The organism is Fontibacillus panacisegetis (assembly GCF_900102215.1).
In the GTDB taxonomy this organism is placed as follows: domain Bacteria; phylum Bacillota; class Bacilli; order Paenibacillales; family Paenibacillaceae; genus Fontibacillus; species Fontibacillus panacisegetis.
Map to the genome: position 1 here is coordinate 22,984 of NZ_FNBG01000021.1, position 16,576 is coordinate 39,559.

The 16,576-nt window shown below is 42.8% G+C and carries 14 protein-coding genes and 1 other annotated feature; of the genes, 12 read left to right on the plus strand and 2 right to left on the minus strand.

The features are described 5' to 3' along the window. Positions 1 to 9 precede the first annotated feature (9 nt). On the plus strand, positions 10 to 525 hold the full coding sequence (locus BLS49_RS16665; RefSeq protein WP_091233054.1) for an adenine phosphoribosyltransferase: 516 nt from the start codon (positions 10 to 12) through the stop codon (positions 523 to 525). A 55-nt stretch (positions 526 to 580) separates the two neighbouring features. Here BLS49_RS16665 and uraA read toward each other — a convergent pair whose 3' ends face one another. Together uraA and BLS49_RS16675 are read right to left on the minus strand one after the other, a co-directional pair. Next, positions 581 to 1,876 (minus strand): uracil permease, encoded by a 1,296-nt coding sequence (uraA, locus tag BLS49_RS16670; protein WP_091233057.1) that lies wholly within the window; start codon positions 1,874 to 1,876, stop codon positions 581 to 583. A 196-nt stretch (positions 1,877 to 2,072) separates the two neighbouring features. Beyond that, positions 2,073 to 2,417 carry a DUF4870 domain-containing protein gene (locus tag BLS49_RS16675; protein WP_175471447.1) on the minus strand — a complete coding sequence of 115 codons (345 nt, stop codon included), beginning with the start codon at positions 2,415 to 2,417 and terminating at the stop codon, positions 2,073 to 2,075. A gap of 271 nt (positions 2,418 to 2,688) precedes the next feature. Here BLS49_RS16675 and BLS49_RS16680 point away from each other — a divergent pair, with 271 nt between their 5' ends. The 11 genes from BLS49_RS16680 (at position 2,689) to BLS49_RS16725 (ending at position 16,550) form a co-directional block, all read left to right on the plus strand. Beyond that, positions 2,689 to 4,866 carry a RelA/SpoT family protein gene (locus BLS49_RS16680; RefSeq protein WP_091233059.1) on the plus strand — a complete coding sequence of 726 codons (2,178 nt, stop codon included), beginning with the start codon at positions 2,689 to 2,691 and terminating at the stop codon, positions 4,864 to 4,866. Positions 4,867 to 4,900: 34 nt separating this feature from the next. Next, on the plus strand, positions 4,901 to 5,347 hold the full coding sequence (dtd, locus tag BLS49_RS16685; RefSeq protein WP_091233062.1) for a D-aminoacyl-tRNA deacylase: 447 nt from the start codon (positions 4,901 to 4,903) through the stop codon (positions 5,345 to 5,347). A gap of 88 nt (positions 5,348 to 5,435) precedes the next feature. Further along, the gene (locus BLS49_RS24870; protein ID WP_175471448.1) at positions 5,436 to 5,594 is read left to right on the plus strand and encodes a hypothetical protein; all 159 of its coding nucleotides are present in this window, start codon (positions 5,436 to 5,438) and stop codon (positions 5,592 to 5,594) included. Between the two features lie 39 nt (positions 5,595 to 5,633). Then, positions 5,634 to 6,146, plus strand: a complete 513-nt coding sequence (locus BLS49_RS16690; protein ID WP_091233066.1) for a hypothetical protein — start codon at positions 5,634 to 5,636, stop codon at positions 6,144 to 6,146. Between the two features lie 216 nt (positions 6,147 to 6,362). Then, positions 6,363 to 6,639 (plus strand) — a binding site (T-box leader). A 65-nt stretch (positions 6,640 to 6,704) separates the two neighbouring features. Beyond that, entirely contained in the window at positions 6,705 to 7,949 is a 1,245-nt protein-coding gene (gene hisS / locus BLS49_RS16695) for a histidine--tRNA ligase (protein WP_091233069.1), read from the plus strand. A 62-nt stretch (positions 7,950 to 8,011) separates the two neighbouring features. Then, on the plus strand, positions 8,012 to 9,790 hold the full coding sequence (aspS, locus tag BLS49_RS16700; protein WP_091233072.1) for an aspartate--tRNA ligase: 1,779 nt from the start codon (positions 8,012 to 8,014) through the stop codon (positions 9,788 to 9,790). A gap of 142 nt (positions 9,791 to 9,932) precedes the next feature. Beyond that, the gene (locus BLS49_RS16705; RefSeq protein WP_091233074.1) at positions 9,933 to 10,961 is read left to right on the plus strand and encodes a LacI family DNA-binding transcriptional regulator; all 1,029 of its coding nucleotides are present in this window, start codon (positions 9,933 to 9,935) and stop codon (positions 10,959 to 10,961) included. Positions 10,962 to 11,146: 185 nt separating this feature from the next. Further along, a complete protein-coding gene (locus BLS49_RS16710; protein ID WP_091233077.1) occupies positions 11,147 to 12,484 on the plus strand; it encodes a sugar ABC transporter substrate-binding protein in 1,338 nt (445 codons plus the stop codon). A 120-nt stretch (positions 12,485 to 12,604) separates the two neighbouring features. Further along, positions 12,605 to 13,915, plus strand: coding sequence for a carbohydrate ABC transporter permease (locus BLS49_RS16715; protein ID WP_091233080.1), 1,311 nt, complete (start codon positions 12,605 to 12,607; stop codon positions 13,913 to 13,915). Continuing rightward, entirely contained in the window at positions 13,912 to 14,748 is an 837-nt protein-coding gene (locus BLS49_RS16720; RefSeq protein ID WP_091233083.1) for a sugar ABC transporter permease, read from the plus strand. The genes BLS49_RS16715 and BLS49_RS16720 overlap by 4 nt, the downstream gene beginning before the upstream one ends. Before the next feature lie 47 nt (positions 14,749 to 14,795). Further along, complete coding sequence (locus BLS49_RS16725) at positions 14,796 to 16,550, plus strand: glycoside hydrolase family 13 protein (protein WP_091233086.1); 1,755 nt, start codon at positions 14,796 to 14,798, stop codon at positions 16,548 to 16,550. Positions 16,551 to 16,576: the final 26 nt, after the last annotated feature.

A 16,576-nucleotide genomic window follows, 5' to 3' on the forward strand; every position in this document is an offset into this window, starting at 1 on the left:
GAGATCTATTTGGATTTCAAAGATTACATTCGGGTGATTCCGGATTTTCCGCAACCTGGTATTAGTTTTAAAGATATTACGACTCTACTTAACGATGGGGAGAAGTATCGTCTAGCAATTAATGAACTGAAGGAATTGGTTTCTGATCTGAAAATTGACCTTATTGCGGGTCCGGAGGCACGCGGGTTTGTAATTGGAGCTCCGCTTGCTTACGCATTAGGCGTAGGATTTGTTCCTATTCGCAAGAGCGGCAAATTGCCTTATGAGACCATTGAGGCTGGATACGACCTTGAGTATGGTAAGGATACTCTGGCTATGCATAGTGATGCAATCAAGCCGGGACAAAATGTACTCATAGCTGATGACCTGCTGGCAACAGGTGGAACGATTTCTACATCCATTAGTCTTGTACGTCAGCTCGGTGGTAATGTCGTCGGAACAGCATTTTTGATTGAGCTTAGTGAGTTGAACGGGCGCGATAAATTGGATGGAATCAATGTGGTTTCTTTGGTGAAATATCAATAAAAGATTGCAAAAAAAGCCCGTCCGGAAATTCCGGACGGGCTTTCTCACTGTCTAATTAATGTGATGACTCAGACTCCTCAAGATCGTTAGAAATACGAAGTACTTCAAACAATTTGAACAGAAGGCTTAGCAAAATACCAACAATTGTAGCTAAAGCCATACCTTTAAGTTCTACTGTACCGAGTGTCAAAGTTGTACCGCTAAGTCCGACAACGAGAACGACCGTTGCAAGCAGCATATTTGTAGCTTTGGAAAAATCTACTTTTTGCTCTACGAAGATACGAAGACCAGATGCTGCGATAACACCGAACAACAGTAGCGATACACCACCCATAACTGGTGTTGGTATAAACGCAATAAGCGCTGAAAACTTACCAGAGAAGGAGAGCAGGATGGCGATAATAGCTGCTCCACCGATAACAAAGGTTGAATATACTTTTGTAAGAGCCATAACCCCGATGTTTTCACCGTATGTAGTATTTGGTGTTGAACCAACGAAACCGGAAATTACTGTTGAAATACCGTTACCGAGCAAGGAACGATGCAATCCAGGATCTTTGGATAAATCTTTGCCAACGATGTTGCTCGTTACAAGCAAGTGTCCGATATGCTCAACGATTACGACGAGAGCTACTGGAATGATTGTGATGATCGCGGACATGTTAAATTGAGGCGTTGTAACATCAGGCATTGAGAACCATTTAGCATTCGCGATGGCTTCTGTATTTACTTCGCCCATGAAATAAGCTACAACATAACCTGTAACGATACCGATCAGAATATGAATGATCTTAGGGAATCCTCTGAATAGAACCGCACCAAATACGGTAACACCTAGGGTAATGAGTGAGAGTGTGATATGTGATGGATTCGGTGTCCAAGCCTTTGTAGGGTCACTGTTGATCCAGCCAGCCATACCAGCGGCTACTGGAATAAGCTCCAGACCGATCAGGGCAACAATGGCACCCATTGCGGCTGGTGGGAATACGACGTCAATCCATTTCGTTCCAGCATACTTAACTAACACACCGATCAGAATGAAAATAATACCTGTGACGATGAACGCGCCAAGTGCAAGGGCATATCCATTATCAGGATGGGTACCTAGCACAGCCAGAACAGGTGAAATAAATGCAAAGCTGGAGCCGAGGTATGCCGGAATTTTGCCTTTACAGATAAAGATGTAGAGTAGAGTACCGATCCCGTTCATTAGCAAAATCATACTTGGGTCTACTCCGAACAAATTAGGTACAAGCACTGTACTACCGAACATAGCGAACAGATGCTGCAGACTCAGCAATAGGCCGGGTCCAAATGGAACTTTTTCATTAACTTGAATTTCACGTTGCAAAACAGGGTCACTCCTTATTTTATAGGTGATGACTATCCTTAATAGATTAATTATATTGGCGACATTTTTCAACAATAAAATTATGATATCGTTTACTTTTTATTTACTATTTCCAGATTGCGATCATTTGAATACTTATGTATGAATAAAAAAGCCCGAAGCGAGTGGCTTGGGCTGGAAGCAAGTTGATTAAAGCTTAAAAGTTCTGACTTTGCTTCTCGGCTATGTCGCCTGCAATGGGCAATTTAAACGTCTTGCCTTGCAGAGCCATAAGCATAAGTACAATCCACAGAATGAAGCTAAGCGGAGAAATAATGAATGAGGCAATCCATCCGATGACTGGTATGTATGTAAGAATAATATTCAGGACGGTTAGTGTTCCAAAGATAATAATAGATTGCATCGCATGGAATTTGACAAACTTGCTTTGTTTTTCAATGATAAGAAAGATAATACCTGTGATAAATCCTAATACGTAGCAGAGCAGTCCGGCTACTTTGGGATCAAGTCCTGTTGATGAAGGTGTTATGTGTTCATTCATGCCGCTGATTTCCTCCTAATTTAAAATTATGAATTGTTATCATGAAAGATTATTCGCGATGTATGGATAAAATTCCTCTTTTTGGAATGCACTTTTGCATATTGTTAGCAAGGTTGTCAGCATCGCGCGATTTGTTGAATACTCTGGGCTAAGAGTTGACGGAAGAGACCTCAAGAGTCATAATAATATACAATCAAAAATGGGGCAAGAATGACATTTTGCAAGCAGTTATTCAGCTTATTTTCATATAGAAAGGAATCGAATAGATTCAATGGGCATAGAGCGATTACTTGAAAAGGCGTCCGCCTATATAAAAGAACCGGACCTTAACCGCATACGGGAAGCGTATGAATTCGCGGAACAAGCCCACCATGGACAGTTGCGGAAATCCGGTGAGCCGTATATTTTGCATCCGTTAGCGGTTGCAGAAATTGTCGTAGGCATGCATATGGACATATTGTCGATAATTGCCGCGCTTCTTCATGATGTTGTTGAAGACACTACAGTTTCATTGAAAGAGATTGAGAGCCAATTCGGGAATGACTGTGCACTGCTTGTAGATGGATTGACAAAGCTTGAGCGAATCAAATTTCAGTCCAAAGAAGAACAGCAGAATGAAAACTATCGGAAAATGTTTATCGCTATGGCTCAGGACATCCGTGTCATTGTCATTAAACTGGCTGACCGCCTGCATAATATGCGTACGCTTAAATATCAATCTGAAGAAAGCCAGCGCCGCATTGCTTACGAAACACTGGAAATCTTTTGTCCAATCGCTAATCGGCTCGGTATTTCTGCAATCAAATGGGAAATGGAGGATATTGCTCTTCGGTATTTAAACCCGCAGCAATATTACCGCATTGCCAATCTGATGCGTAAGAAGAGAGCAGAGAGAGAGGAATTCATCAAAACTGTAATTTCCAGAATTGCAGAGAAGCTGGATGAGATGGGAGTTGAAGCGGATCTCTCTGGACGTCCAAAGCATATTTATAGCGTGTATAAGAAAATGACGACAAAGAACAAGCAGTTTAATGAAATTTATGATCTGCTTGCGATTCGGATTATTGTAGATAATATTAAAGATTGTTATGCAACCTTGGGGATCATTCATACATTATGGAAGCCGATGCCTGGCAGATTTAAGGATTATATTGCTATGCCTAAGGCCAACATGTATCAATCTCTGCATACGACCGTAGTTGGACCGACTGGTGAACCAACCGAAGTGCAGATTCGTACATGGGAAATGCACAGGACTGCTGAGTACGGGATCGCTGCGCACTGGGCATATAAGGAAGGCTCTGACTCTGGCGGTCCAGAGAATAAAATGACCTTTTTCAACGAAATTCTGGAACTGCAACATGAAGCAAAGGATGCTTCAGAGTTCGTAGAATCGCTTAAAATGGACTTTTTCTCGGATCTTGTTTTTGTGTTTACCCCTTCTGGTGAAGTTATTGAGCTGCCGACGGGCTCTGTGCCGCTGGATTTCGCATACCGGATTCATACTGAAGTGGGTAATCGTACAATCGGCGCCAAGGTGAATGGCCGAATTGTTCCGCTTGACCATAAATTAAAAACTGGCGATATTGTTGAAATTCTGACTTCAAAGCACTCGTACGGACCAAGTCAGGATTGGCTCAAAATCGCTCAGTCTTCGCATGCCCGAAGCAAAATTAAGCAGTGGTTCAAAAAAGAGAAGAGAGAAGAAAATGTCGATAAAGGCCACGATGCAATTGAACGTGAACTTAAGCGAGCCAGTATAGATACTTCTGTTTGGATGACCGATGATAAGCTGCTGGAAGCTGCTAAAAAGTTTAATTTTAACGATATAGAGGATATGTTGTCTGCGATTGGTTTTGGCGGTCTTACAGCTGCGCAGGTAGTGACCAAATTGACGGAGAAGCTTCGTAAGGAGCAGGAGGAAGGAAGCTATATTGAGCTAACCTCCGAGGTTAAGGAAGTGAAGTCTGCTCCTGAGATTCGTAAATCTCGTCCAACTAATGGTGTAGTCGTTAAAGGAATTGACAATTTGCTCGTACGTTTTGCTAGATGCTGCAATCCTGTACCTGGAGATGACATTATCGGCTACATTACACGTGGTCGGGGTGTTTCAGTTCACCGCAGTGATTGTCCCAACATTCCTGCTGCAGGTGAAGGTGAAGAAGCTGCACGCGTCATTGAGGTAGAATGGGAGAACGCGATTGAAGCTAATTACAGCGTTGATATAGAGATCACTGGCCATGATCGCCGTAACTTCCTGAATGAGGTTCTACAGGCCGTTTCAGAGAGTAAAACGAACATTTCAGCAGTCTCTGGACGTTCTGACAAGAACAAGATGGCTCTTGTTCATATGACGATTTTGATCCGTAATACAGATCATTTACAATCGGTTGTAGAGAAGATTAAGCGTGTCAAAGATGTCTACACCGTGCACAGAATCATGCAATAAATGACATGAAGAATGACAGGGAGTAAGCAGACTGATGAGAATCGTGGTACAGCGTTGCAAGCAAGCTAAGGTAAGTGTTGATAACAGAGTCATTGGTTCGATTGAAAAAGGGCTAACGCTACTAGTTGGAATTACACATGAGGATACAGAGAAGGAAGCTGGTTATCTTGCCGAGAAAATTGCGGGTCTTCGCATTTTTGAAGATGCTGAGGGAAAGATGAACCTTAGCGTGCAGGATATTGGTGGAGCAATATTATCAGTCTCGCAGTTTACGCTTTACGGTGACTGCCGGAAAGGGAAACGTCCAAGTTTTATTTCCGCTGCAAGGCCGGAGACGGCAAAGCCGCTTTATGATCGATTCAATGAAATGCTGCGTGAGAAAGGACTCACTGTAGAAACTGGCGAATTTGGCGCAGACATGGATGTAGAATTCACAAACTGGGGACCGGTGACTTTGATTTTGGAGCACCCGTTTAATTAAAAACACTTGGATAGGGAACTTCGGTTTTGGATAACCTTCTAGACATAGTCTGGAACGTTAATTTCCAAAAAAGGAGTTCCTTTTTATTATGCGGCAATCGAGGAAAGCCAAGGCTTGGCAGTCACTACAATGCATACAGGCAGCAGGTCAACGTGAAGCTACAATTCTGTCGCAACTGCATCAAGCCGATGATCGGGACATGATGAATGAGCTTAAGCCATCAAGGGAATCATTGGCACGTCAGTAAATGAAAAAAGCTGAATTAATAAATAAAGGAGAATAAGATATGGTAAAGCATATTCAGGCATATTTTGAGAGTGAGGATCAAGCTGAAGGGGCGAAAACACATCTTATCGCACAAGGGGCAAAGGCCATTGAAGTAAGCTCGCTAAATATGGGTATGGGAGCAGGAATGGATCAAGGTATGGGGGATAATCTTAATGATAGTCATAATGTGTTAGTTCCCCTCCTGCCAGTAAATGGGGATGCTACAAATATGGGTGGGCCGTATGGAGCGGTTGGAATCCCAGGAACGATGAATGCACAGACCATCATACCAGCGATAACTTTGGGGGACAGAAGGGCAGATGAGGATGGCTTTGAAGTTCAAGATGAGCGAACGATGGCGCAGGGAGATCAAAGAGTTATTGATCCGATTGTAGATATTGATCTTGTGGATCGGGCCAGTTCTAACCATTTGAAATACGTATTAAGTGCAAAAGTAACAGATACTGATTATGATGAAATTGTCAGCATGCTAAGGTCAAAAGGTGCAATTGTGGATGAGTCTTTTGAGTAAACGCTTTCTACTTTGTAATATAACTGTAATATTAGTTTCATGTTCCTTTAACATAGTCTGTATATAATAACAGCATGACCCCCTTTTTAATATAATATCTTTGGACCTGCACCCCGTTGGTAGCAGGTTTTTTTCTTTGTAGCGTGTTTTTCTGCACTTTCTAGACTTGACTTTATTACTGCAGTTCCTTAAAATCAGTGAGTATACAGTTTTTATAGTGATTCGATGAAGGGACAAAGTAATTCAACCCCACATCTGCAGAGAGGAATCCCTGGGCTGAAAGGATTCTGGTGATGATTGAACGAATGACTTCCCTGAGAACCGACGACGAAATGCATGGCGTGTAGGGCAATGAGCTTTATGTGTTGCTTTGTCAGAGTAGACGTACGGCGCAGGCGGGCGTTAACCGTTTAAAGCGAATATTTCATTAGTGAATATTCGGAATGTGGGTGGCACCACGGGTGATTTGAACAATCGATCTCTCGTCCCTGTTTGTTTGTAATCAAACAGGGAGGGGAGTTTTTTTATTTTCAAATAGTAAAAGATGGAGGGAAATATATGTCTTTTCAGAAACCAAAAGGCACGCAGGATTTGCTGCCAGGAGTAGTAGAGAGATGGCAATATATTGAAGAGAAGGCTCGCGATCTATGTCGACGCTTCAATTACCGTGAAATTCGGACACCTATTTTTGAACAGACGTCACTGTTCGAAAGAGGTGTGGGTGAGACGACTGATATTGTGGAGAAGGAAATGTACACGTTTCTTGATAAAGGAGATCGGAGTATGACTCTGCGTCCAGAAGGGACTGCAGGGGTGGTTCGCTCTTACGTTGAGAACAAATTGTATGGTGAGCCTGATGTGAGCAAGCTGTACTATATTGGCCCCATGTTTCGTTATGAACGACCACAAGCAGGTCGCCAGCGTCAATTTCATCAATTTGGGATAGAAGCCTTCGGAGCTACAGATCCAGCAATAGATGCCGAGGTAGTAGCACTAGGGTATCAATACTGCCGTGAGCTTGGTTTGCAAGGGGTTAAGGTAGAAATTAACTCGGTAGGCAATCCTGCTGTTCGTGCGGCTTATCGGGAGACATTACTGGGGTTCCTTATGCCTATGAAAGATACTTTGTGTAAGGACTGTCAATCCCGTATGGAACGCAATCCGCTTCGTGTATTGGATTGTAAAGTTGACCAAGCCAAGTTTGAAGGCGCACCTTCAATTTTGGACAGCCTGGATGAAGAATGCTCTATTCATTTTGCAAAAGTTCAAGAGCTGCTTACGGCTATGGAAGTCGATTATGTCATTAATCATCGCTTGGTTCGAGGTTTGGACTACTATACACACACAGCATTTGAATATAAGGCTCAAGGCATCGGAGCCATCGATACGATTGGCGGTGGCGGACGCTACAATGGTCTGGTTGCTGAGGTTGGCGGACCTGATCAGCCAGGTATAGGACTTGGACTTGGACTTGAGCGAATTGCTTTGATTCTAGAGAAGCAGGAAATTGAAATGGGCGAGGTTAAGCCGCTCGATGTATATTTCGTTGCTCTTGGCGAGGCTGCAGACAAGGAAATAACTACACAGCTGTACAGAATTCGACAAGCTGGGTACTCGGCTGAAAGAGACTATCTGGGTCGTAAAATGAAGGCACAGATGAAATCTGCGGAGCGTATGCAGGCACGTTACACAGCGATCCTGGGGGAGGACGAACTCGAACGTGGCGAGATTGCCCTTAAGTCGATGGAAAGCGGTGAGCAGCGCACTGTGAAGTTAAGTGAACTTGCAAATGAACTGAAGTAATTAATTAGTGTATACACAACTCACAATATAAATAATTTTATGTAAAGGGGACAAACAGTATTATGAAACGTAGTCATCAATGCGGAACGCTTAGTACCGCAAACATCGGAGAAACGGTAACATTAAACGGTTGGGTTCAAACCCGTCGTGACCTTGGGGGGGTACTATTTATCGATCTTCGTGATCGCAGTGGTATCGTACAAGTTGTTTTTAACCCAGCATATTCCGGCGAAGCGCTTCAAGTAGCCGATAAGGTTCGCAGCGAATACGTTATTGCAGTTAGCGGGAAGGTTGTACAGCGTGATGCCGAGACAATAAACCCTAACTTGCCGACAGGTCAAATTGAAGTGCAAATTACTGAAATTGAAGTGTTGAACGCTGCAAAAACTCCTCCGTTCTTTATTGAAGATGGCGTAGAAGTTGATGAATCCATTCGTTTGAAATATCGTTATCTTGATCTTCGCCGTCCGGAAATGCAAAATACGCTGTTGCTTCGTTCGAAAGCAGCTAAAGTATTCCGCGATTTCCTGGATGGAGAAGGCTTTATTGAAGTAGAAACACCAATCCTAACGAAGAGCTCTCCTGAAGGTGCGCGTGACTATCTCGTACCAAGCCGTGTGCATCCAGGCGAATTTTTCGCATTGCCACAATCCCCGCAGCTTTATAAGCAATTGCTGATGGTGAGTGGCGTTGAACGTTACTATCAAATCGCTCGCTGCTTCCGTGATGAAGACCTGCGTGCTGACCGTCAACCTGAATTTACTCAAATCGATATTGAAACTTCATTCTTTTCACGGGACGATCTGCTCGACATGATGGAGCAATTGGTTGTTCGTCTATTCAAAGAAACTAAAGGCATTGATATCCCTACTCCATTCCAGCGTCTTAGCTACGCCGATGCGATTGGCAAATACGGCTCTGATAAGCCTGATCTGCGCTTTGGCTTGGAGCTGCAGGATGTCAGCGACCTTGTAGCGACTAGTGGAGTAAAGGTATTTGCTTCTGTCATCGAAAAAGGCGGACAAGTTAAAGTGTTGAACGCTAAAGGCTGCGGAACTTGGAGCCGTAAGGACATTGATGATCTGGGTACGTATGCATCCCGTTACGGTGCTAAAGGTCTTGCTTGGATTCAGGTGAAGGAAGGTGAATTCCGCGGACCGATCGTTAAGTTCTTCACTGAGCAAGAAATTGAAGATCTTAAGGCACGTACTGGTGCAGAAGAAGGAGACTTGCTTCTTTTCTCCGCAGACAACAAAAAGGTAGTTGCCGACGTTCTTGGTGCATTGCGTCTGAAAATCGGTCGTCAGCTTGGTCTGATCGACGATAATGTATTTAAATTTGCCTGGGTCGTTGACTTCCCGTTGCTTGGCTGGGATGAAGAGCAAAAACGTTATGTAGCTGAACACCATCCGTTCACACGTCCACGTGAAGAAGATATCGAATTGTTTGATACAGACCCAGGACAAATTCTGGCTCAAGCCTATGACCTCGTATTGAACGGTTATGAAGTTGGCGGCGGATCTATGCGTATCTATAAACGTGATATTCAAGAAAAAATGTTCAAAGCCATCGGCATGTCTATGGAAGAAGCTCAAGACAAGTTTGGCTACCTTCTGGATGCGTTTGAATATGGTACACCACCGCATGGCGGAATTGCCTTCGGTTTTGACCGTCTCGTAATGCTCCTGTCCGGTCGCACTAACCTGCGTGAGACAATTGCATTCCCTAAAACAGCGAGTGCGACCGATCTGCTTATGAACGCTCCGTCCGAGGTAGATGCTCTTCAAATAGAGCAGTTGCATATCAAGCTGGCGAAGAAACCTGTTGAAGAGAAGAAATAATACGGTTATCACAATAAAGGGGCTCCTTGATTCAGGGGGCCTCTTTTTGTGCGAAAAATATTATTGACAAAGAAACAAGAGGATGTTTTAATCAAATTGTACTTGATGTAACGTTTAATCATGAAATAAGGTTGGAACTCAAATGAACAACAAAGTGTCGATCAAAGATATCGCGCGTCTTGCAAACGTTTCAATTGCGACGGTATCCAATGTTATTAATGGCAAAGGCAGAGTATCGCCAAATACTGTGAGCAAGGTGAACAAGATCATTCAGGAATTGCATTTCGTACCTAGTGCATCCGCACGAAGCCTGAAAGATATGAAATCACATCTGATTGCGGTAGTTGTACCGTTTCTGGAAAAGGGAATGCTTCAGGACAATCCGTTCTATTGGGAGTTTGTACGCGGGGTAGAGAGTGGAGCACGTCATCACGAGGTACAGGTTATTCTACTAGGAATTGATGAGAATGAAGACTTTTCGTTTGTAAGGCAGCGCCATTTAGACGGTCTTATTGTAGTTGGTGTATTTGAACATACGTCAGCTTTTCAGAAATTGCTGTCTCTAGATATTCCATGCGTGTTTTTGGATAGTCATTTATCCAATCCTGATTTTCATCAGATTGATCTTGATGATGAAGCAGGTGGATACTTAGGAACCAAACACTTAATCGGGCTAGGACATAAAGTAATCGGAGTGCTTACAGGCAAATTGGAGGAAGGCGGGGTTAATTATTTCCGTCATCAAGGCTATTTAAGAGCACTTAGAGAATCCGGGATTCCAGAAGATCCTGAGTTGGTTTTTGAAGAGTCGCCTTCTATTCAGGGAGGTTATCAGGTAGCTCAGCGCATCGGCAACTATAAGAGTAAGATCAGTGCTATCTTTGCCTTCTCGGATGTATCGGCGATTGGTTTGATTCGGGGCTTGCATGATATAGGCCTATCTGTTCCTGCTAATTTGTCGATTGTTGGGTTTGATGATATTTTTTATTCCCAGTATCTGATTCCTTCTCTGACTACCATTCGGCAGGATATTGTAGCTAAAGGTCAGATCGCGGTAAAAATGCTTCTGGATCAAATTGACGGAACAGGCCTTGGTATAGATAAAAGGTCCGTGAAAATTCCAGTGAGCCTGGCGGTCAGACAAAGCAGTACAAGTTATAAAGAAATATAGTTCTCACACAAGGTGTAACTATATTTTTTTGATAAATGATTAAACGTTTAATCAAAAAGTTGATTAAAGGAGGTGGTCTGAAAGCTTAACTATTACTGGAGAAGGGCTACATAAATAACATGTTTGATTAAATGTTTTAGTAAAATCAATGTAAGCGTTTAATTAACTAGAAGGGTGGTTTTGCAATGAATATGAAATTTAGAAAAATGCTGTCTTTATTGTGTGTGATGGTGTTGCTATTTACGACTACAGTGGCATGTTCATCAAAGAATAATTCGACTTCTAATGGAACCAATGGGACTAAAGCTGAACAACAAGGTGCTGCCAACAATACTAACAATAGAACTGATGCTGCAGCAGAAGATGAGCAATTGACTCCTGAATCTGGAGCTAAACTGATCGTTTGGGATGGAAATGATGGAACTCCTTTTTTAAAAGAAATTGTGAAAGAGTTTTCTGAGAAGTACAACATTCCGGTAGAGGTTCAAGAACAGGGAGCCCCAGAGCAGATGCAAAAAATGAAAACCGATGGTCCTGCAGGATTGGCCGCTGACGTTCTCGTATTGCCGCATGACAATCTGAGTGAAGCAATTGCAGGCGGTTTTGTACTGCCAAATGATTTTTTTGAAGAAGAGACACGTGCAGAGTTCCAGGAGACAGCTGTAAACGCGGTTACTAAGGACGGCATTTTATACGGATATCCACGTAACATGGAGACTTATGCTTTGTTTTATAACAAGGAGCTGGTTACTGAGAATGATCTGAGCAGTTGGGACAATATTATCAGCTTCTCCAAAAAGTATAATGATCCAGCCAAGAAGAAATACGGTTTTATGATGCCGCTGAACATTTTCTATTTTGCATATCCGTTCATCTCTGGTTTTAATGGCTATATTTTTGGAAATGACAACACAAACCCTGAAGATATCGGACTGAACAACGAAGGGTCTGTTGAAGGAATGAAATACTTCCAATCCATGCGTGAAATTCTGCCAATGGAAGCAGCTGATGCAACGATTGATGTAAAAACTGGATTGTTCCAGGAAGGGAAGTTGGCAATTAATCTTGATGGTGTGTGGAATATCGGCAATTTCTCCAACCTTTCATTTGAAGTAGGTATGGTTCCTTTGCCTGAGTTTCCGAATGGACAACAGCCAGATACTTTTGCTGGTGTGAAGGCTTATTACGTGAGTGCTTACAGTAAATATCCTAACGCAGCGAAATTGTTCGCCAGATATGTAACCTCGCAAGAAGCATTGCTCAAAAACTTTGAAATGACCGGATTCATTCCAGCTCGAAAAGGAATGGAGAATGAACCGGCAATTAAAGATAACGCAATGGTGAGCGGAGCAATTAAGCAGTTCGAGCATTCCATTGCAATGCCTTCCATTTTTGAAATGCAGCAAGTATGGGCTCCTATGGCAAATGCTCTTGAGTTGATCTGGAAAGGCGAAGATGTCAAGAAGACGCTCGATAGCGCTGTTGAAAGTATGAAGCAAGGCATAGAGACGTTGAAAAAATAACGTTGGATATTGAATGACGTCGTCCGTTCTAAGTGACGGATGACGTCGTCCATTTTGTATTGATATACGCGTTCAAAATATGACTTTTTGAACAACCTCTTATACGGGAGATGATTGACAATGAACCAGCATCGTAAGTGGGCGACCGTATTATCGCTCATAGGTATGGGGTTTGGTCAAATATACAATAGACAAATTATTAAAGGATTTCTACTATTTATCGTTCATCTGCTAGGGATTACGTTGGCAATGGTATTGCCAAAAGCTATCTGGGGATTGGTGACATTAGGAGAACAAGCCGATCATCTCGAAAAAGTAGGCAAGGTTTACGTCAATGTCCGTGGAGACCATTCGATCTTCCTGATGATTGAAGGCATGATCGTCATTATAGCAATGCTCATCATAGTTGCTATTTATATCGCTAATGTAAAGGATGCCTACAACGTTGGAAAAATGCGCGAACATGGAATAGCGCCGCGCCGTTTCTCTGATACACTTCATTATCTCGGTGAGGTTAAGTTTCCGCAAATGATCATTTCCTTACCGATTCTGCTCGTTATTTTCTTTACTATAATGCCTATTCTTTTCATGATTTCTCTAGCGTTTACGAACTATTCTGCGCCAAATTATTTACCTCCAGCCAAGCTCGTCAGCTGGATCGGGCTGGATGGCTTCAAGGATATTTTTACGATCAAGGCGTGGAATCAGACTTTCTTTGGAGTAGCGTTCTGGACGCTCATATGGACGGTATGTGCGACCTTGACTACATTTACAGGCGGATTTGCTGCAGCTCTGATGGTTCAGAAAAAAGGGATTCGTTTTAAAGGCTTCTGGCGGACTCTCTTTATTATTCCTTACGCGATCCCTCAGTTCATTTCCCTGTTGATCATGAGAAACATGTTCAATGGAGAATTTGGTCCGATCAATCAATATTTGTCTTATTTTGGACTTGGAGGCTTGCCTTGGTTAACAGATCCGTTCTGGGCCAAATTTACAGTTATTATTGTTAATATCTGGATTGGTTTTCCAATTACCATGCTTATGATTATCGGTATTCTTACAACAATATCGAGGGATTTGTATGAAGCTGCCGAAATTGACGGAGCCACACCATTTCAGCAATTCAGCAACATAACCTTTCCATCCGTCATGCTTTCCTTTGGACCACTTCTTGTTATGTCCTTTGCCGGCAATATTAACAATTTCAATTTGATTTATCTCCTGACGAATGGTAATCCTGCAAATCCGAATTATCAATCTGCAGGCAGTACGGACATTTTGATTACCTGGTTGTTTAAATTAACGATGGACAGCGGTAAATACAATTTTGCATCGATTATCGGTATCTTTATATTCATCATTGTTGCGTCCTTCGCAATTATCAATGTTCGTCGAACGAAAGCATTTAAGGAGGAGGATGACTACAGATGACAACATCGAAGCGTAAATTCAGTATGGGCAATCTATTCTGCTACCTGGGGCTAATTATTATTGGTATTGCTTGTGTATATCCGGCACTTTGGGTCGTTATGTCTTCTTTCCGTCCGGGAAATGCCTTGTACAGTGAGACCTTGATCCCGTCCTCGTTCACACTGGAGCATTACAGTGATTTATTTGAAAAGTACCCTTTTGGGCAGTGGTTCATTAACACCTTTAAAGTTGCTTTTTTTACGATGATATTCAGCACAATTCTCGTAACAATCACAGGATATGTATTCTCGCGTTTTCGGTTCAAGGGCCGTAAGAAAATGATGCTTGGCCTGCTCGTGATCGGGATGTTTCCGGGCTTCATGAGTATGATTGCTGTCTACATTTTGTTAATGCAGCTGCAGCTTCTGAATACGCACATTTCGTTGATTCTGGTCTATTCGGCCGGGGCACCGATGGGATACCTGTATGTCAAAGGCTACTTCGATACGATTCCGCAGAGTTTGGTGGATGCTGCAAAAATAGACGGTGCAGGGCATTTAACTGTATTTCGTCGTATTATATTGCCGCTCTCCAAGCCGATGCTGGTCTATCTTGCGTTGACTTCCTTCAGCGGCGGGTTTGTTGATTTTATTTTTGCCAATATGGTACTAAGTACGCCAGAAAAACAAACCCTGGCTGTAGGCTTGTTCCGCATAGTACAAGGTAGATCTGCGACAGAGTTTACTATGTTTGCGGCAGGGTGTGTATTGGTTGCTGTACCGCTGACTTTATTATTTATTTTCCTGCAACGCTATTTGGTTGAAGGGCTTATGGCAGGCGCCGATAAAGGCTGATCTGCAAATCCGGAAACTGACATTATACTAAAGGAGCTGGAAACTCTATGCTATTGGAAGCTATTTATCATCGATCAAACGATTGCTGGGCTTACGGATATAATGAACGCTCGGTTCATGTACGTATTCGTACAAAAAGAGCGGATATCGATAAAATCAATGTACTCTACGGAGACAAGTGCAAGCCGTGGGGAGATATGAAGGTCAAGCAAATGGAGTTGCTTGCTTACGATGAGCTTTATGACTATTGGCAAGCGGAGGTAGATCCACCTTACGGTAGATTGGCTTATTGTTTTCTTTTGACAAAGGGTGAGGAGCAGATTTGGTTCACAGAAAAAGGGTTCGATAAAACCATGCCAAAGGAGCATCTGGGATGCTTCGAGTTCCCTTACCTGCACCCGATCGATTTGCAAAGTCCACCGGACTGGGCGAAAAACGCAATATTTTATCAAATCTTCCCGGAGCGCTTTGCAAATGGCGATAAGTCCAATGATCCGGAAGGAATACATGAATGGGGAGATAAGCCGGAATATCGTAATTTCTTCGGTGGTGATTTGCAAGGAGTTATTGATCATCTGGACTATTTAGCCGACCTGGGTATTACCGTGATATATTTCAATCCTATATTTGAAGCACCAGCCAATCATAAATATGATACACAGGATTACATGAAAATTGATCCTCATTTTGGAACGAAGGAAACGCTAAAGGAATTAGTGCGCTCCTGTCATGAACGGGGAATTCGCGTCATTTTGGACGGAGTATTTAATCATTCCGGTGCTACGTGGCCCCAGTTTCAGGATGTAGTAAAAAAAGGCCCTGACTCAGCGTATTACAACTGGTTCCACATTCAGGAATGGCCGCTTCAAGTGGTAGATGGCATTCCAACCTATAAGACGTTTGCATTTGAAAAAACGATGCCAAAGCTGAATACCTCGAATCCGGAAGTACGTGATTATTTCCTTCAGGTAGGTCGTTATTGGATCGAAGAGACCGATATGGACGGATGGCGACTGGATGTAGCTAACGAGACGGACCATACTTTTTGGAGAGAGTTCTCTAAAGCGGTAAAAGAAGTCAAACCGGATGCTTATATTTTGGGTGAAGTTTGGCATGACGGGATGAAGTTCCTGCAGGGGGACCAGTTCCACGGGGTTATGAATTATCCGGTCTCGAATGCTATTCTTGATTTTTTTGTTTTCCAGCATGAGGATGCGCACTCTTTTGTGTCAAAACTGGGAAGGTATTTAGCCAGATATCCGCAGCAGGTGAATGAAGCTTCATTTAATCATTTGGATACACATGATACGGTTCGTTTGTTGACCTTGTGCGAGAATGATAAAGCGAAGATGAAGCTGGCTGTAGCTTTTCAGTTTACTTTTATCGGGGCTCCAAGTATTTATTACGGAGATGAAATTGGTCTGGACGGACAATTTGATCCGGATAACCGTAAATGCATGATTTGGGAGAAACAAAATCAGGATTTGGACTTGTTAACTTTTTACAAAAAGTGTATAAAATTACGTAAAGATCATCCAGCATTAATTTCAGGGGCGTTTCGGGTTCAATCGGCCGAGAAGGGCTCATCACTGCTCGTATATGAACGCCAGGAAGGAGAGGATCATCTGATCGTAGCTATGAATGCATCTTCTTCGTCAAGCTTGGTCACTGTTTCTTTACCTGATGGTGTGTGGAAGGAAGCAGATATGGTGGAGGACGGATTTGTGAGCGATCAAAATTATGAAGGTGAATATAAGGCTGAGCTCGGTCCGTATAGATTTCATATTTTATACAAGAATTGATATGAATCGTGAACTGTACTGTCAAA